This is a genomic window from Tardiphaga sp. 215_C5_N2_1, assembly GCF_052076055.1.
Taxonomy (GTDB): domain Bacteria; phylum Pseudomonadota; class Alphaproteobacteria; order Rhizobiales; family Xanthobacteraceae; genus Tardiphaga; species Tardiphaga robiniae.
This window is the reverse complement of record NZ_CP197240.1, coordinates 5,980,900-5,997,717: the sequence shown is the minus strand read 5'-3', so window position 1 is coordinate 5,997,717 and position 16,818 is coordinate 5,980,900. Positions and strand designations below refer to the sequence as shown.

At 62.6% G+C, this 16,818-nt stretch carries 15 protein-coding genes; 9 read left to right on the top strand and 6 right to left on the bottom strand.

Features of this window, described 5'->3' with window-relative positions:
* The first annotated feature begins 8 nt into the window (after positions 1–8).
* A complete protein-coding gene (locus AB7828_RS28500; RefSeq protein ID WP_441231812.1) occupies positions 9–1,400 on the top strand; it encodes an LLM class flavin-dependent oxidoreductase in 1,392 nt (463 codons plus the stop codon).
* Between the two features lie 66 nt (positions 1,401–1,466).
* Complete coding sequence (locus AB7828_RS28495; protein ID WP_120288768.1) at positions 1,467–2,069, top strand: alpha/beta hydrolase; 603 nt, start codon at positions 1,467–1,469, stop codon at positions 2,067–2,069.
* A 28-nt stretch (positions 2,070–2,097) separates the two neighbouring features.
* On the opposite strand, the gene AB7828_RS28490 is transcribed toward AB7828_RS28495, so the two are convergent.
* The 4 genes from AB7828_RS28490 to AB7828_RS28475 are packed head-to-tail and all read right to left on the bottom strand — an operon-like array spanning position 2,098 to position 7,320.
* Positions 2,098–3,867, bottom strand: coding sequence for a dipeptide ABC transporter ATP-binding protein (locus AB7828_RS28490; RefSeq protein WP_441231811.1), 1,770 nt, complete (start codon positions 3,865–3,867; stop codon positions 2,098–2,100).
* Entirely contained in the window at positions 3,864–4,778 is a 915-nt protein-coding gene (locus tag AB7828_RS28485) for an ABC transporter permease (RefSeq protein WP_441231810.1), read from the bottom strand. The genes AB7828_RS28490 and AB7828_RS28485 overlap by 4 nt, the downstream gene beginning before the upstream one ends.
* Positions 4,775–5,692 carry an ABC transporter permease gene (locus AB7828_RS28480; RefSeq protein ID WP_441231809.1) on the bottom strand — a complete coding sequence of 306 codons (918 nt, stop codon included), beginning with the start codon at positions 5,690–5,692 and terminating at the stop codon, positions 4,775–4,777. The genes AB7828_RS28485 and AB7828_RS28480 overlap by 4 nt, the downstream gene beginning before the upstream one ends.
* Positions 5,693–5,700: 8 nt before the next feature.
* Positions 5,701–7,320, bottom strand: a complete 1,620-nt coding sequence (locus AB7828_RS28475) for an ABC transporter substrate-binding protein (RefSeq protein WP_441231808.1) — start codon at positions 7,318–7,320, stop codon at positions 5,701–5,703.
* Between the two features lie 296 nt (positions 7,321–7,616).
* On the opposite strand from AB7828_RS28475, the gene AB7828_RS28470 reads away from it, so the two are divergent.
* Positions 7,617–8,954: an LLM class flavin-dependent oxidoreductase gene (locus tag AB7828_RS28470; RefSeq protein WP_441231807.1), complete on the top strand. Its 1,338-nt coding sequence runs from the start codon at positions 7,617–7,619 to the stop codon at positions 8,952–8,954.
* A 64-nt stretch (positions 8,955–9,018) separates the two neighbouring features.
* Here AB7828_RS28470 and AB7828_RS28465 read toward each other — a convergent pair whose 3' ends face one another.
* Positions 9,019–9,861 carry a CmcJ/NvfI family oxidoreductase gene (locus tag AB7828_RS28465; protein ID WP_441231806.1) on the bottom strand — a complete coding sequence of 281 codons (843 nt, stop codon included), beginning with the start codon at positions 9,859–9,861 and terminating at the stop codon, positions 9,019–9,021.
* Positions 9,862–10,229: 368 nt separating this feature from the next.
* Between AB7828_RS28465 and AB7828_RS28460 the strand changes: the two genes are divergently transcribed.
* Positions 10,230–10,433 carry a hypothetical protein gene (locus AB7828_RS28460; protein ID WP_439063120.1) on the top strand — a complete coding sequence of 68 codons (204 nt, stop codon included), beginning with the start codon at positions 10,230–10,232 and terminating at the stop codon, positions 10,431–10,433.
* Positions 10,434–10,574: 141 nt separating this feature from the next.
* On the opposite strand, the gene AB7828_RS28455 is transcribed toward AB7828_RS28460, so the two are convergent.
* Complete coding sequence (locus tag AB7828_RS28455) at positions 10,575–11,648, bottom strand: LLM class flavin-dependent oxidoreductase (RefSeq protein WP_441231805.1); 1,074 nt, start codon at positions 11,646–11,648, stop codon at positions 10,575–10,577.
* 450 nt (positions 11,649–12,098) lie between these two features.
* On the opposite strand from AB7828_RS28455, the gene AB7828_RS28450 reads away from it, so the two are divergent.
* The 5 genes from AB7828_RS28450 (at position 12,099) to AB7828_RS28430 (ending at position 16,781) form a co-directional block, all read left to right on the top strand.
* Positions 12,099–12,887, top strand: coding sequence for an ABC transporter permease subunit (locus AB7828_RS28450; RefSeq protein ID WP_244558582.1), 789 nt, complete (start codon positions 12,099–12,101; stop codon positions 12,885–12,887).
* Positions 12,884–13,597, top strand: coding sequence for an ABC transporter ATP-binding protein (locus tag AB7828_RS28445; protein ID WP_439057489.1), 714 nt, complete (start codon positions 12,884–12,886; stop codon positions 13,595–13,597). The genes AB7828_RS28450 and AB7828_RS28445 overlap by 4 nt, the downstream gene beginning before the upstream one ends.
* A 24-nt stretch (positions 13,598–13,621) precedes the next feature.
* Positions 13,622–14,632 carry an NrtA/SsuA/CpmA family ABC transporter substrate-binding protein gene (locus AB7828_RS28440; protein WP_441231804.1) on the top strand — a complete coding sequence of 337 codons (1,011 nt, stop codon included), beginning with the start codon at positions 13,622–13,624 and terminating at the stop codon, positions 14,630–14,632.
* A gap of 50 nt (positions 14,633–14,682) precedes the next feature.
* Positions 14,683–15,903, top strand: coding sequence for an acyl-CoA dehydrogenase (locus AB7828_RS28435; RefSeq protein ID WP_441231803.1), 1,221 nt, complete (start codon positions 14,683–14,685; stop codon positions 15,901–15,903).
* A 68-nt stretch (positions 15,904–15,971) separates the two neighbouring features.
* On the top strand, positions 15,972–16,781 hold the full coding sequence (locus tag AB7828_RS28430; protein WP_441231802.1) for a MetQ/NlpA family ABC transporter substrate-binding protein: 810 nt from the start codon (positions 15,972–15,974) through the stop codon (positions 16,779–16,781).
* Positions 16,782–16,818 lie beyond the last annotated feature (37 nt).

Below are 16,818 nucleotides of genomic sequence, written 5' to 3'. Positions count from 1 at the left end.
GACACCACGTGACCAAGCAGATTCGTCTCAACGCATTCGCCATGAACTGCGTGGCGCACCAGTCGCCCGGCCTGTGGACGCATCCCGACGACCACTCCAGCGACTATAATCGCCTGCCCTACTGGCTCGATCTGGCCAAAACTCTGGAACGCGGTCGTTTCGACGGCCTCTTCCTTGCAGATGTGCTCGGCGTCTACGACGTGTTCGGCGGCAATCCGGACGCGGCATTGCGCAATGCCGCGCAGGTGCCGGTCAACGACCCGCTGCTGCTGGTGTCGGCGATGGCTGCCGTCACCGATAATCTCGGATTCGGCGTGACCTGTACGCTGTCCTACGAGCCGCCCTATCCATTCGCCCGCCGGATGTCGACCCTCGATCACCTCACCGATGGCCGCATCGGCTGGAACATCGTTACCGGCTATCTCGACAGCGCCGCCAAGGGCATGGGCAAGGCCAGCCAGAATGCCCATGACGACCGATACAACGTCGCCGAAGAATATATGGAGATCGTCTACAAGCTGTGGGAAGGCAGCTGGGAAGACGACGCCGTGCAGCGCGACAAGGCGCGCGGTATCTTCACCGAGCCGTCGCGTGTTCACCGCGTCCAGCATTATGGCGAGAACTACACGCTCGACGCCATCCATCTCTCCGAGCCGTCACCGCAACGAACGCCGGTGCTGTATCAGGCCGGAACGTCGCTGCGCGGAAAACTGTTCGCCGCGCAACACGCCGAATGCGTGTTCATGTCCGGTCCGTCCGCGAAGGTGATCGCACCGCGCGTCGCTGCGATCCGCGCGCTTACGGCAGAAACAGGGCGCGACCCGTCGGAAATCCTGATGTTCAGCATGATGACGGTGATCCTCGGCCGCACCGAGGAGGAAGCCGCCGCGAAGCATACGGAGTATCGTCGCTACATCAACCATGAGGGCGCCCTAACCCTGATGTCCGGCTGGACCGGCGTCGATTTCTCGACCTATGACCTCGACCAAAAGGTGGAGCACGTCCACAACGAGGCCGGCCGCACGGCGATGGACAATATCACCCGCGCCGATCCCGATCGCACCTGGACGGTACGCGAAGTCGCCGAGCATGTCGGCATCGGTGGCATCGGGCCAATCGTGGTCGGAACGCCCGAACAGGTAGCTAACGCTATCGAGGACTGGGTCGCGCAGACCGACGTCGATGGCCTGAACCTCGCCTTCGCGATCTCGCCGGGAAGCTTCGAGGACATCGTCGATCTCCTGATTCCTGAACTGACCCGACGCGGCATCTACAAGAGCGCCTACGCGCCCGGCACCCTTCGCGAGAAATTATTCGGTGCCGGTCGCGCACGGCTGCAATCGCCGCATCCAGCCTCCTCGTTCCGCCCCGCGCTGCCATCCGCTATCGCCGCGGAGTAACGACCCGAACGACGCGACGCCGGCCTTCCGCTCGGGCTGGCACCAAAACAGCAGAGGGATCGACGCATGCGGGGCGCTCTGATCATTCCGGGCCTTCACGGATCACCGGACGGCCACTGGCAGACCCTGTTGCAAAGCCATACGCCGTTTGCGCGCCGCGTCGAGCAGGACGACTGGGACGCACCTGTGCTCGATCGCTGGGTGGAGCGACTTCTGTCGAGCGCGGATGCCAATCCCGGCGCGATCGCAGTCGCCCACAGTCTCGGCTGTATCCTCATTGCTCATGCAGCGCTGCGAGTGCCGGACATCAAAATCGGCGGCGCACTTCTGGTCGCACCGGCCGATGTGGAAACGAACACCGACGCATTCCCGCAATTGCGCAACTTTGCACCGATGCCGACGACATCCCTGCCGTTTCCGAGCATTGTCGTTGCCAGCAGCAACGATCCCTTCATGTCGCTGCAGCGGGCGTGCATGCTGGCCGAGAGCTGGGGCTCGGACTTCGTCAATATGGGCGATGCCGGCCACATCAATATCGCGTCGGGCTATGGCGCGTGGCCGGCCGCGCATCACCTGGTCGATGCGCTGGCAGCGAAAGCCGAGACGGCACGGCACCCGCCACGGCCATTCCGAAACCGCACGACCGGCAAACGGGTGCCGGCGCCGTAGAGTATTTCAAGCCGTCTTGTCGTTCCGTTCAAACCGATCGTGCCGTCGAAGGGCCAGCTATCGCCGCATTGGCAGACGAACGCACGAAGGCACTCTCGATCGCGGGGATCGATGACAACAAGGCCCTGGTGTAATCATCGGCCGGGTTGGAAAACACCTGATCGACCGGCCCGGCTTCGACGATCTGCCCGCGGTGAAACACCAGCACGCGATCCGCGATATGCTGGACGACGCCCAGATCGTGCGAGATGAAGAGCAGCGCGGTGCCGAGGCGCGCCTGCAGCTCGCTCAGCAGATCCAGCACCTGCGCCTGGATCGAAACATCCAGCGCCGACACCGGCTCGTCGCACACGATGATGTCCGGCTCCGCTGCCAGTGCACGTGCAATGGAGACTCGCTGCCGCTGGCCGCCCGACAGCGACCGCGGAGTGCGACCGAGATGACCGGCGTTCAGCCCGACCTGCTCGAGCAGCGCGACGATGCGGTCGCGCTTTGCGCGCGCATCGCCGGTCAGGTTTTCGGCAATCACATCAGCGACCCGGTAGCGCGGATCGAAACTGCTGAGGGCATCCTGCGGGATATATTGCAGCCTTGCGCGCAGCGCGCGCCGCTCGGCCTCCGCCACCCCGGACCAGCGCTGCCCGAGCAGGCGCACCTCGCCCTCATCCGGCGCGAGCAATCCGAGCACGACCTTGGCGCAGGTCGACTTGCCAGATCCGGATTCGCCGACGATGCCGACAACCTCGCCGGCCTTCATAGCAAAACTGACCCGATCCAGCGCCGGAAGCGGCGGCTCGCGGCCAGACGTCCGCCGCGATACGTATCGCTTCGATATGCCGTCCACCTGCAGCACCACGGCGTCATCCGATGGCTTGCGGGCCGGAAGCGGCTCGCGGACGATGATAGACCCGTTGGTGCTGCCGCCTTCCGCGCCGGCGACGTCAAACCGGGCGGAGGCGAGCAGATGTCCTTTTGAATCAGCGGATGGGATCGCAGCAAGAAGCTGGCGCGTATAGGGATGGCGCGGACGGCGCAAGACATCCGCCGTAGCTCCGCTGTCCACGATGCGGCCGTCGCGCATCACGATCACCCGATCGGCAATGCCAGCCACAACTGCGAGATCGTGGCTGATCAGCAGCAGTCCGGCGCCTTCCCGCACGCGCTCGGCCAATACGGCCAGTACCAGCGCCTGGACGGTGACATCCAGCGATGTGGTCGGTTCGTCTGCGATGATGAGATCCGGGTCGGCCGCAATGGCCGAGGCGATCAGCGCGCGCTGGCGCAAACCGCCGGAGAGCTGATGCGCATATTGCATAGCCCGGTGTTCGGGATCGGGAATGCCAACCTTGCGCAGCACGTCGGTGACGCGTGCGGCAACTGTGTGTCGCCCACGTAACGTCCGATGCGCGGAGAGCACCTCGCCGACTTCCTGGCCGATGGTGCGTAGCGGATCCAGCGACACCAGCGCGTCCTGCATGACCAGGCCCGTGACCGTGCCGCGCAGCTTGCGCCAGTCGGCTTCACGAAACTGCAACGCATTACGGCCCTTGATCTGGAAACGGTCAGCGTCGATCTCGGCCCCATCGCCGGACAGGTTGAGCAGGCTGCGTGCGGTGATGCTCTTGCCCGATCCGGACTCGCCGACCAAAGCCACGCATTCGCCGCGGCGGATCGTCAGGTCGAAGTTCCGGACGATAGGCACGCCGCCATAGGCGCCGGCAAAACCGATCGAGAGGCCCTCGATATCGATTAGCAGATCATCGGGCTGTGGAACGACCAGATATGGTTTGTCCGTCATGCCAGCCGTCCTTCAAATCGTTTCTGGATGGCATTGCCGACCAGCGTGAAGGCGATCACCGTCAGCGTGATGGCGAGGCCGGGAAATACGCCCGGCCACCACGCCACGCGCAGCACGTCGCGGCTCTCCGCCAGCATCACGCCCCATTCCGGCGTCGGCGGCTGCGGGCCGAGGCCGAGAAAGCTGAGGCCCGACACCGCGAGGATGGTATTGCCGATATAGACCGTCGCGATTACCGGCACCGCGACCAAGACATTCGGCAGCACATGGCGGATGAAGATCTGCCAGCGGCCGAGGCCGCAGACGACCGCATGCGTCACGTAATCGGCATCGCGCACCAATTGCGTTTGGGCACGGATCACCCGGCCGAATTTCGGAATGCCGGCAATTCCCACGGCAATGGCGATGTTGAGCATACCCTGCCCCAGAAACGTGACCACCAGCATCGCCAGCAGCACGCCGGGGAATGACGACAGCACGTCGAACACGCGCGACGTCGCCTCGTCGAGGAAGCGGTTGCGCTGTCCGGCGAGAATGCCAAGCACGATGCCGAAGGCCAGACTGATCGCCATGCCGCCGAGCCCGATCAGGAGCGAATAGCGCGTGCCGTGGATGGTCCGCGCGAACACGTCACGGCCGAGCCGGTCGGTGCCGAACAGATGCTCCCAGCTCGGCGGCTTCAGCCCCAGCGCATAATCGCCGATCAGCGGATCGAACTGGGTGAAGGCGCGCGGGAATGCCGCGGCCAGAAGCAGCACGAACAGGAACGCCAGAGAGATCGCAAGGCCCGGCGACAGCAATCGCGGCGCGATCACGGCCGCCGTCGTCACCGGGTCCGCCGCACCGGGCGGATTGACCTGCGGGTCGAGCGCGACGGACAAGTCCGCGAGCGGACGGGTTTGCACGTTCATTGCGCCCTCAGTCGCGGATCGATCAGCAGATACAGGATGTCGAGCACGGTCGAGGCTGCGACATGGATGAAAGCGGCCAGCAGCACCACGGCCAGCACCACCGGCACGTCATGGGTCAGCACGGCGCCGAGCGTCACGGTGCCGAGACCCGGACGCCCGAAGACTTTCTCCGTGATCACAGCGCCGCCGAGCAGTCCGCCAATCAGCCAGCCACCCAGCGTCACCGCCGGCAGCAGGGCATGCCGGAGCACATGGCGCGCGCGGATCACGAGCTCGCCGACGCCACGCGAACGCACCGTAGTGACGAAGGGCTGATCGAGCGTCTTTTCCATCGCCTCACGCAGCACCTGCGCGAGGAGGCCCGCCGTCGGCAGTGCCAGTGTCAGCGACGGCAGCACAATCGACTGCCAGCCACTGGCCCCGGACACCGGAAACCAGCGCAGCGTGAACGAGAACGCCATCAGCAGCAGAATGCCGAGCCAGAACACCGGCGTCGATGCGAACACCAGTTCCAGAAAGGATGCGATCTGGCGCGAGATGCGACCACGCCCTGCCGTCAGCAACGCGAGCGCGATCGCAATGATGATCGCCAGTATGCCCCCGAGCAGCGCGAGCTGCACCGTCGGCATCAGTTGCGATCCCACGACCTCGGTGACGGGCTGGCGCAGCACGTAGGACGTGCCGAAATCGCCCTGCAGGATGCGCAGAAGAAAATCCAGGTACTGCGCGGGCAGACTGCGATCGAGCCCCCACTCCGCCGCAATCGCCTCGCGCAGCCCTGGATATTCCAGATCGCCCGCCAGGATATCCTGGATGCGCCCCGGCAAAGCGTGCAGCGCGAGGAAGGACGCCGTCACACTTGCCCAGGCCACCACGAGGCTGGTGAGCAATCTGGAAATGATACGAGACCACATGATCTCGTCTACTTCGCCAGCCAGAAGTCATAGGCGCTCGACGGCGAGTCCAGACCCGCCTCGAAGCTCAGCCCGTTGACATTGTTCTTCGCCGCCAGGAACCAGCTCGGAGCGAACATCGGCACGATGAAGGCCTGATCGACGCCGAGCTTCTGGATTTCATCGGTGAGGGCACGCTTCTTCGCCACGTCGGTCGAGCGCAGCGCTTCATCGATCAGACCCGTGATCTGAGGATCCGGATTGGCGATGTTGGAATACAGAAACCCTTTGGAGCCGAGCATGTCCCACAACTCCCGCGCGGGATCCGATGGATTGTCGGTGTTCGGATAGATCGTCCAGTTGCCATTGGCGTTGTTCTTGGCATATTCGCCGGCGGTGATGATGCGCAGGTTGAGATCGAATCCGATATTCTTGCGCAGCGCGGCCTGGATGCCCTGGATCAACACTTCGCGGTTGTCGCGGACGTAAGGCTGCGGATAGCCGACGTCGATCTTCAGGCGTACGCCGTTCTTGGTGCGGAAGCCTTCGGCGTCGCGGCCGGTCCAGCCGGCTTCGTCGAGCAGCTTGTTGGCACCCGCGATATTGTTGCCCCATGCACCGACCAACGCCTTGTTATAGGCCGGGTTGGCCGGGCCGATCATGGACCATGCTCGCGGCACCGTACCGAGATAGACCTGCTTGACCAGCGGCTCGAGATCGAAGCCGTCTCGCAGCGCGCGCCGGACCCGCACGTCATCCGCAGGCGGAATGGTGTAGTTGATGTTGAACGTGAATGACGTGCTGGCGCCGGACGGGCCGGTCAGCAATTTGAACTCGGCCTGATCCGCAAACAGCGCCACATCGGTCGGCTGCACGCCTTCGATCAGATCGACCTGTCCCGACGTCAGCGCGCCGGCCCGCACCGCGGCCTCCGGCAGGAACCGCAGCGTCACGCGATCGAGATAGGCCGGGCCGGTATGCGCGGCGTAACTCGGTCCCCACTTGTAATCCTTGTTGCGGACGAACACCGCCGACTGGCCGCGGCTGTAGCGCTCGAACACGAATGGTCCGCTGCCCGCCAGAAGCGGCCCACCGCCGCACAGGTCGCCCTTGGCGAGGGCCTTTGGCGAGATGATGCCCAGTTTGACGTTGGACGTGGACTCCAGGAACGTCGAATCCGGCTGCGTCAGGATCAATTTGACGACATAGGGCGACACGACTTCGGCCCGGTCGAAATATTGCAGCAGCGCGACTGCATTGGTGGCGTTCTCCGGCTTCTTGACGAAATCGTAATTCGCCTTCACCGCCGCGGCGTCGAATTTCTCGCCGTCGTGGAAGACGACGTCCTCGCGCAGCTTGTACGTATATTCCTTGCCGTCCGGCGAGATCGACCACTCCGTGGCCAGCCATGGCGCAAAGCTGCCATCGGTCTTCTTGCCAACCAGCGAGTCGATATAGTTGCGCGCCACGAAAAATGCAGCCTGCTGCGAGGCGCGATGCGGATCGAAGCAGCTCGGTTCGGTCGCAACGCCCCATGTAATGGCGCCGCCGGAAACCGGCTTGCCTTCCTGCGCCTGCGCAAGCTGTCCGCCCAGCATGACCGACGCGATGACGATCGCAGTGCGTGGCGAAATACTAATCTTCCTCATTGGGGACCGTCCGTTGGTGTTTTTCACTACCAACCGCAGCAGCAACGTCTCGCATTTTCTGAAGTGATCAATGGCATAGAGTTGCCACTTCATCTGAGCGCTGCAACGCGGTAGCAATTTGTAGCGCGATCTAAATCTGCAATCCGCGCAAAGACAATGCACTTCACGCGATCTCACCGTCGCGACATCAAGTTTGAAAGATCATTCGCGATGCGATGCGATCAGTGGGCGAATGTCATACGCGCGAGCCCGAAGACAACTGGATCGCTCTCCGCCTCGCCCATCAGGAATGCTCCATGAGTGAACGCAAACTGCATCTCAACGTGAACCTGCTCCATTCCGGGGTCTATGCATCGGCATGGCGGCTGCCGGACAGCGATCCCGGCGCATTCTACGATGTGCAGCATTATGTGAATGTCGCGAAGATCGCCGAGCGCGGAAAATTCGACGCGATCTTTCTCGCCGACACGCCGGCCATCACCGACCGCATCGACTTGCGGCCATTTCAATCCATGGAGCCGACCATCGTTTTGGCAAGCGTGGCTGCCGCGACCACGCATATCGGCCTGATCGCCACCGCATCCACGACCTATAACGAGCCGTACAATATCGCGCGGCGCTTCGCGACGCTCGACCATGCGAGCGGTGGCCGCGTCGGCTGGAATGCGGTGACCACGGCGGACGCGTCTGCGAGCCGCAATTTCGGCCTCTCGCACGTGCTCGAACATGGCTTGCGCTATGAGCGCGCGAAGGAATTCGCCGAGGTCGTACACGCGCTATGGGACAGTTGGGAAGACGACGCCTTTGTCGGCGACAAGGCGACGGCGCGTTTCGTCGATACGTCGAAGGTCCACGCCATCGATCATCGCGGCACGCATTACACCGTGGCCGGTGCGTTGACCGTGCCGCGCTCGCCGCAGGGACGGCCGATCACCGTGCAGGCCGGCGGTTCAAGCGACGGCCGCGACCTCGCCGCGGCGCAGGCCGATGCGATGTTCACGCTGTCGCAATCGATCGACGACGGCGTTGCCTATGCGCGTGATCTGCGGGCGCGGGCCGTCGCCTATGGCCGCCCGTCGGATTCCATCGTGATCCTGCCGGGCCTCGCGACCATCATCGGCAGCACCGAGGGCGAGGCGCAGCGACGGCAGGACGAGTTGTGGGACCTGGTGCCGATCCAGTACAGCCTGTCGCGACTGGCAGGAACCCTGCATGTCCCGCCTGAGATCCTCGAACTCGACAAGCCATTGCCGGACATTCCACTGCCGGCCAATGCCAACCAGACGATGTTCAAGGGCACCGTCGCTATGGCCCGCAAGGATAATCTCACGGTGCGGCAACTGCTCAAAGCGCTGGGCGGCGGGGTCGGCCATCGCATCATCGTCGGAACGCCCGAGGCGATCGCCGACGATATCGAGGCCTGGTTCAGGGCCGGTGCCGCCGATGGCTTCAACCTGATGCCTGACGTACTCCCGACAGGCCTGGCCGTGTTCGTCGACGAAGTCGTCCCCCTGCTGCAAAAGCGCGGCATCTTCCGCCGCGACTACGAGGGCACCACGCTGCGCGACCACTTCGGATTGGAACGTCCGCCCAGCCGCTATGCCAAGCGTCCCGCAGCGGCCGTCACGGCGTGATATCACCACAAGTGAATACTCCCGTCGCGATCGACGGGAGCAGTCATGGTTGCGCTAACCTGCCCTATGGCGCGTGGAACACCAGCGCCCGCAGCTCGATGCTCTCGCGCGGCGGCGCATCAGCAGGCGCAGTCGGATCCGCAAAGGCCGTATGCGGAGCGAAACGTGCGACGCCGTCTTTGGTCGAATCGTAGCACTTCAGCAGCAATATCTCGTCGGGCGTCATATCCGGTACGTAGTACCAGCGATGCTGCGGATTGAATTTTACCGCATAGGTTTCACCGACCCGGTGCTGATAGACCAGATCCGATCCCACCAGCTCGTCAAAGCGAACGGTGCGCGCATCGACAACCGCCAGCGGTGAATCCTTCAGCGGACCGCGGATCGGACGCCACAGATTGATGATCTGCACGCGCCCCTTGAGCAATTCTTCCGCATCCTCCGGGAGCAGATCGCGGACACGTTGCGGACCCGATTTGTCGGTGTGATCGACATGCACCCGGGCGACTGGCTGGCGCGGGCCTTCGCCGCGGTCATTGACGCCATCGACGCGCTTGCGCACGGTATGATCGAAGATGAAGACGCGGCTCGCGCCGGTGATGTCTTTGAGCAGCTTCTCGGCTTCGGGATAGTAGACGCCCTTGACGTTCTCATCATCGTAGAAGTCGGAGACCGCGCTGTGCTGGTGCGCCACCGCAAAGCCGTGTTCATCGAGCGACCACTGATCGATGCTCGGTCGCGCATCATGGATCGCAACCGCATGCAGCTCCGGTTCCGCAGTGGAGCGCGGCTCGCCGGCCGGAGGATCGAATGTATAGGTACGAGGGCGGCCATTGATCGGTGCCAGGTAGTTCAGATCCGCGGTGACGAACGCACCGGCCGTGATCTTCTCGTTGAGCAGTCCCATGATGGTTCTCCCGATTGATATGGGCTCATCGCACATTTCATGCGGCCCATTTGCTTCAATCTGATCCCAGAGACCCACCGCGCCAATGGGGCGTTTCAAATAAGAACGTCATTTCCCGTTAGCGTGAAAACGGATGATGTGATTTCAGCATCGGTATCGATTGAAGATGTTTGATGTTGTGATCACGATCATCGTGAACAACGTTCGGCGTCGGCGTTCCCACGCAAGCAGGACATCGCTTGCATCCGCAAGCATTTACGCCTCATGACCGACGCTCCGAAAGAAGGATTGGAAGCCGTTCGGCCCAACTTTGGAATTCCCAAGCGCGCTGTGTGGAGCGTTAATGGGCGCCTTCAGGAGTCGAATTGATGCCACATCCGCCACTTCTCGCCGTTGCTATCGCAGGTGCTCTCGCGCTCGCGACGGCCGTCGAGACCTATCACGCTGCCCATCAGCCCAAGCCTGATACGTCCCGGAATACTGCAGCCACAGCGACGCCAGCCCAGCAACTCGATCGTGCCCTGCAGGCGCTCCGCCTCGATACAGTCAGAGACAACGCATCGGCCATGTAGACGGAAGAAGGGACCAAGGCATGTATCTCGGAAAGATGATCGCTTTGGTACTGGGACACGCGACATTCCTCAGCCTTTTCGTGTGGTGGTTTCACTAAACGGAGATCACGCCTTCCGGCAGCACTGCCTCGCGGTGTCAACTCAACCGCGCGAGGCCTTCGGTAAAGCTGCCTCCCTCTCCACCCGCGGAAAGATTTGTTCGGCGAAACGCTGCATCTCGCTCTCCAATGGCTGGAATTGCAGCATGAACAACTCGATGCCGGCGACGTGGAATTCGCGAATGCGCGCGGCGACCGTATCGTAGCTTCCCACTAGACCCGCAGCGGTCCCGCCATTGGTGCCGACCCGCGGTGACTTCTGCATCGTCTGCATCATCACGACCCTGGGATCGGTATTGGCACGCTGAATGGCCTTCATCGGCGCATCCTGCGCGGCCAATGCCAGCAGACGTTGATGCGCTCGCTCGGCTTCTGCGTCCGTCTCACGCGCGATCACGAAGGCAGATAGGCCGAAACGGAGCGGTGCGCCGGCCCGCGGTCGTGCCGCCACATTGGCGATCAGCGCTGCCACATCGGCCAGCGGCTGGCCGTTGATGAACCAGACATCGCCATGCGCTGCCACCAGATCGCGCGCCGGCTCGGACTCGCCGCCGACATAGATCGCAGGCCGCGCGCGGTACAGGTCCTTCGGCCGCAGCGCGTAGTCTCGGATGTCGAAATTTTCGCCGTTGTGCGTCAGCCGTTCCCCGCTCGTCAGCTGCGCAACGATCGAGATCCATTCCTTGCCATAGGCATAGCGATCGTCATGCTCGGCAAAGCCAATACCGGCTTTCTCCAGCTCGGGCTTGTTCCAGGCATTGACCAGATTGAGCGCAAAGCGGCCGCGGCTGATATTCTCGATCTGCAGTGCCATCTTGGCGAGCACGACCGGATGGAAGAGATAGGGCTTGATCGCCGCGATGATCTCGATCCGGCTGGTCAGTGCAGCCAGCGCCGCTGCAGAACTCCAGGTCTCGAGTTGATCGAGATCTTCCTGATGCGGATTGATGGTGTGCTGCGCGATCAGGGTCGAATCGTAGCCCAGTGCCTCGGCCTGCAGGACCAGCGCCTTGTTGCGCTCCCACGACGCATCATACGGCTCTTCGGGATCCTGATGCGCCGCCCGCGGCCCATGCACCGGTGCCCAGACTCCAAATCGAAGAGAATTCGTGCTCATTGTCTGCCTCATATTCACGTCGCTCTCGCTATAAGACGACCCGCGCGCGACAATGCAAGCGCCGCCATGCGCTTATGACATCGGCGGCAAAATAGCGCGGATCGAACGAGAAACTTCTTCTTCGCATGACGCATAGCACCACAAGAAAATTCCATTGCGCTTCGGGCCGATTGAATTTCAAGGCAACACGCAGCTTCATTTTCCAAAAACAAGCACTGCAAAAGATCGTTCACCTCTCAATCGCGTCGCTCGGATATCAAACTGATCTAATATCGCATGGAGAATGGTTTCGCCGAAGAAATCGAAGACGCTGCGCTTTTTGTTGCTCTATCATCTCCGCTGAATTTCAGAACTGCAGCAATGGATGGCAGGGTGAGCAACGTCGACTACGTCATTCAACAGGAGTATCGCGCGCCCGCAACGCCGACACCCGCGCGCAACGCTTCCGCCATTGCCAAACCCGGCCTGAAGCCAAATCTGATCGTCCTGTCCTGGATCGCGCCAGTCGTCCTCATCGTTGTATGGGAAGCGCTGGCGCAGGCCGGTTGGCTGTCGCCGCAAGTGCTTCCTGCACCTTCGAAGGTGCTACGCACGGCGTGGAAGCTGACTTTGTCGGGCTCGCTGCTGAACGATCTCGGCGTCAGCCTGCTGCGTGCGGCCGCGGGCTTTGCAATCGGCGGCAGCATCGGCTTCATCCTCGGCACGCTGGTGGGCTTCTCGCGCATCGCGGAAGCATTGATCGATCGCAGCGTGCAGATGATCCGCGCGATCCCGTTCCTCGCCCTCGTGCCGCTCGTCATCGTCTGGTTCGGCGTCGGCGAAGGACAGAAGATCTTTCTGGTCTCGCTCGGCGTCGCCTTCCCGATCTATATCAACACCACCCTCGGCATTCGCCAGATCGATCCGAAGCTGGTCGAGCTTGGCCGCGTCCAGGGGCTGTCCACGCTGCAATTGATCCGGCGCATCATCCTGCCCGGCGCGCTGCCGTCGATCCTCACCGGTGTCCGCTATTCGCTGGCCACGGCATGGCTGGCGCTTGTGGTGGCCGAGACCGTCGGCGCGCAATCCGGCCTCGGATTCCTCGCCATGGACGCCCGCGAATTCCTGCGCACCGACGTGATCGTGCTGACCATCGTGATCTATGCGCTGATCGGGGTTGCCGCCGACTCCATCGCCCGGCTGCTCGAACGCAAATTGCTCGCCTGGCATCCGAACTACGGCAAGGGCGCACGATCATGAGCCCGACATCCGTGACATCAAGCGAAACCGCCGTCACCGTGAGCGGCCTGACGCGCGCCTATGGCCCGCGAGTGGTGATCGACAGGCTGGATCTCCGCATCGGGCGCGGTGAATTCGTCGCACTTCTCGGTGAGAGCGGCTGCGGCAAGACCACGTTGCTGCGCGCCCTCGCCGGCCTCGACCAGATCCAGGGCGGACATATCGAGGTGCCCGGGCGACCTGCCGTGGTGTTTCAGGAACATCGCCTGCTGCCCTGGGATACGCTCTGGCAGAATGTCTCGCTCGGCCTTCCCGGCGCGGATCCGCGCCAGCGCGCCGCCGCTGCTCTGGTTGAGGTCGGACTCGGCGACCGGCTGGACGACTGGCCCCGTAATCTGTCTGGCGGACAGGCGCAGCGCGTCGCACTCGCCCGCGCGCTGGTGCAGGAACCCCGGCTGCTGTTGCTCGACGAACCCTTCGCAGCACTGGATGCGCTGACGCGGATTCGCATGCATGTGCTGGTCAAGGAGCTTGTGGCCCGCCACCAGCCCGGCGTTCTTCTCGTTACACATGACGTCGATGAAGCAATTGCTTTGGCCGATCGAATTCTGGTGATGCGCAACGGCGCGATCGCGTCCGAGCACCGCGCCCACACTCACGGCGGGCCGGCTGCATCCCGCGATCAACTGCTTCGCGAACTCGGCGTCACCACCAATCTCCAGGTCGCCTGATTCCACCTCACAGGAAGTTTTCTCATGTCAAAACCGTTCTTCACATCGTCACGCCGGGATTTTCTCAGTCTCGCGATGGCTGGTGTCAGCGCCTATGCCGGCATTCATCTCGCCAGCCATGACGACGCCATCGCGCAAAGCACCGGGCGAAAGACCGACAAGGTCCGTCTCACCTGGGGCTATCATGGCCTCACGCTGATCGCGAAGGAGCGCGGCGAGTTCGAGAAGGCACTCGCCCAGCATGACATCAAGGTGGAATGGCTCGGCCCATTCCCGAACCACGCGCCGACCTTGCAGGCAGTGACCGGTGACAGTGCGGATTTTGGCTTTGGCGGTAGCACCACGCCCGCGCTGGCGGCCATCATCGCCGGCTCGCCGCTCGTCTTCACCCAATTCGTGCTCTACGAGCCGCGCACGACGGCGATCATCGCCAAGGATGATTCCGGCATCAACAAGGTCGAGGACCTTGTCGGCAAGTCTGTCGCGGTCAACCGGTCCGGACTTGGCGAGTTTCTGCTCATCGCAGCGCTCGAGAAACACAAGGTCGACCGCTCCAAGGTGAAATTCGTCTACCTCAACCCGCCAGACGCAGCGCCGGCGCTCGCGTCCGGCAAGGTGGATGCCTGGTCGATGTGGTCGCCGGGCGTCGATATCGCGCGGCTGGACTACAAGGCTCACGACGTTTTCCTTGAGGGACGCGACCTGCCGTTCCAGATCGACTTCTCCTCTTACGTGACGTCCCGCAAGTTCGCGAAGGACAATCCGGCCATCGTGCGGGCGCTCAACGCGGCCTATGAGAAGGAAGCACAGTGGGTCAACAAGAACACCACCGACGCCGAGCACCTCATCCAGAAGGTCGCGAAATATGACGACCGGATTCGAGACCAGTTCATCGAGCGCAAACGCAACTACACGCTCATCCCCGTGTCGGACAAGAAATTCGTCGGAGAACTGCAAACCGCAGCGAACTGGCTGACCGAGCGAAAGGTCCTGCCCGAGTCCGTCACCGTCTCGGATCATCTGGCCAGTCTTTAAGTTTTTATCGCCGCTCGATCCCCCCACCGGAATCGCCGAGAAAGAATCCCATGAACAAGCCCACACCGCAGCACTCGTTCGACGTGTCGCAGCCGATCCGGATTGGCTCGTCCGATCTGCAACAGTTGTTTGATCACATCGCGCAGGGCGAGGCAGAACGCGAGCACGACCGTGTTCTGCCTTACGACATCATCGAGCTGATCCGCCGATCGCGGATCGGCGCGCTCCGCATTCCCAAGGCCGACGGCGGCGGCGGTAGTACGGTGCGTGAACTGCTCGCTGCAGTCATCAGGCTGGCGGAGGCCGATGCCAATGTCGCGCATATCCTGCGCAACCACTATAGCGTGGTCGAGCGCCTGCTGGCCTCGCCGCCAAGCGCGCAGAACCGCAAGTGGCGCGACGACGTCGCTGCGGGTGCCATCATCGGCCTCGCCACCACCGAGCTGGGCAGTTCGCAAGTGGGAGACATCGCTCCCGCCACCACCGTCACGCCGGATGGCGATGGCTACCGCCTTAACGGCACCAAATATTACAGCACCGGCACGCTCTACGCGGACTACGTGCTGGTGCGCGTCGCGGACGGCAATGAAGCGCTCGCGACCACGATCATTCCGGTCAAACGCGAGGGTATCGAGCTGGTCGATGACTGGGACGGTTCGGGCCAGCGCCTGACCGGAAGCGGAACCACGCATTTCCGCAACGTCCGGGTCGAAGCGGCCGAGCTCATTTTCGATCAACCCAATATCGGTTATGGGGCCGCCTATCAGAACACGTTCGCGCAACTCTATCTGACGGCCATCAATGCCGGCATCGCCGCAGCCATCCTGCGTGACGCCAGCGACCTGGTCAGGCGGCGCGCGCGCAGTTTCTATTACGCGCCGACGCTTCGCCCGCGCGAGGACCCGATCCTGCAACAGACTATTGGCCAGATCGCAAGCAATGCGTTCGCGGCAGAAGCGACCGTGCTGGCCGCCGCCGACGCGCTTGACGTATCGAGCAAGGCCCCTGATCGGGAAGATACCAAGCCGGCGCTGGATGCCGCCCTCGCATCGTCCAAAGCCAAGATCGTCGTCGACGAACTGGCTATCCGCAGCGGCAGCCTGCTGTTCGATGCCGGCGGCGCATCCGCGACCAAGAAGTCCGACAACCTCGACCGCCACTGGCGCAATGCGCGAACGCTGTCGTCGCACAACCCGGTGACCTACAAGGCGCAGGCGATCGGTGCGTATGAGGTCAACGGCACGCCGCTGCCGGCCAAGGGCTTCTTCTAGGCAATCCGGAACGCTGCGCCGTCGTAGCGAGCGCGATACATTCACTTCATTCCCAACCTGGACACATCATGAAAGCTGCATCTCGATTTCTTATTTTCTCCCTTTCGGTGCTTGCACTGTCGTTACCCGCCCTGCAGGCCAACGCCGCAGACAAGCCGCTCAAGGTCGGCGTTTCGGCAGGGCCCTATGGTGACATTCTTCGCGAGGCCGCGCGGCTTTCCGAGAAAGAGGGATTGAAGGCGGAGATCATCGAGTTCAGCGACTGGAACCAGCCCAATGCAGCGCTGCAGGCAGGCGACATCGACCTCAACAACTTCCAGCACCGCTTCTATCTCGCCAATCAATCGAAGGCGCGCGGTTACAAGCTCTCCGCCCTCGATGAATCGATCCTGGTGCCGGCCGGCGTCTTCTCCAAGAAATACACCAAGGCCTCCGACATTCCCGACGGGGCCAAGATCGCCATCCCCAACGATCCGACCAATGCAGCGCGCGCATTGTTGCTGTTTCAGACCGCTGGACTGCTCAAGTTGAAGACCGATGCTGGCCTCTCGGCGAGCATTCTCGATGTGACTGAAAATCCGAAGAAGCTGCAGATCGTCGAAATCGACGCGGCCCAGTTGCCGCGCTCTCTCGACGACGTGGCAGCCGCCTTTGTGTCATCCAACTACGCCTATCTCGCTGGCCTGGACCTCAACAAGGCGCTTGCGGCCGAGACCAGCGTCGTCGAAGCCAAGCCATATTATACCCTCGTCTTCGCCGCGCGTGACGATCGCAAAGACGATTCGCAGATCAAGAAATTCATCTCGATCTATCGTTCGCAGCCGGTGAAGGATTTCATCCGCACCAAGTTCAACGGCTCGATCCTCGCCGCCTGGTAATCCCAGCGGGAGGGCAGCTCACGTGTTCTTCCTGACG

Excerpts from the sequence above, each read along its gene's own strand:
- AB7828_RS28435 (WP_441231803.1), top strand. The coding sequence starts at position 14,683 with ATGAACAAGCCCACACCGCAGCACTCGTTCGACGTGTCGCAGCCGATC.
- AB7828_RS28460 (WP_439063120.1), top strand. The coding sequence starts at position 10,230 with ATGCCACATCCGCCACTTCTCGCCGTTGCTATCGCAGGTGCTCTCGCG.
- AB7828_RS28455 (WP_441231805.1), bottom strand. The coding sequence starts at position 11,648 with ATGAGCACGAATTCTCTTCGATTTGGAGTCTGGGCACCGGTGCATGGG.
- AB7828_RS28430 (WP_441231802.1), top strand. The coding sequence starts at position 15,972 with ATGAAAGCTGCATCTCGATTTCTTATTTTCTCCCTTTCGGTGCTTGCA.
- AB7828_RS28495 (WP_120288768.1), top strand. The coding sequence starts at position 1,467 with ATGCGGGGCGCTCTGATCATTCCGGGCCTTCACGGATCACCGGACGGC.
- AB7828_RS28445 (WP_439057489.1), top strand. The coding sequence starts at position 12,884 with ATGAGCCCGACATCCGTGACATCAAGCGAAACCGCCGTCACCGTGAGC.
- AB7828_RS28465 (WP_441231806.1), bottom strand. The coding sequence starts at position 9,861 with ATGGGACTGCTCAACGAGAAGATCACGGCCGGTGCGTTCGTCACCGCG.
- AB7828_RS28470 (WP_441231807.1), top strand. The coding sequence starts at position 7,617 with ATGAGTGAACGCAAACTGCATCTCAACGTGAACCTGCTCCATTCCGGG.
- AB7828_RS28480 (WP_441231809.1), bottom strand. The coding sequence starts at position 5,692 with ATGTGGTCTCGTATCATTTCCAGATTGCTCACCAGCCTCGTGGTGGCC.
- AB7828_RS28440 (WP_441231804.1), top strand. The coding sequence starts at position 13,622 with ATGTCAAAACCGTTCTTCACATCGTCACGCCGGGATTTTCTCAGTCTC.
- AB7828_RS28490 (WP_441231811.1), bottom strand. The coding sequence starts at position 3,867 with ATGACGGACAAACCATATCTGGTCGTTCCACAGCCCGATGATCTGCTA.
- AB7828_RS28475 (WP_441231808.1), bottom strand. The coding sequence starts at position 7,320 with ATGAGGAAGATTAGTATTTCGCCACGCACTGCGATCGTCATCGCGTCG.
- AB7828_RS28485 (WP_441231810.1), bottom strand. The coding sequence starts at position 4,778 with ATGAACGTGCAAACCCGTCCGCTCGCGGACTTGTCCGTCGCGCTCGAC.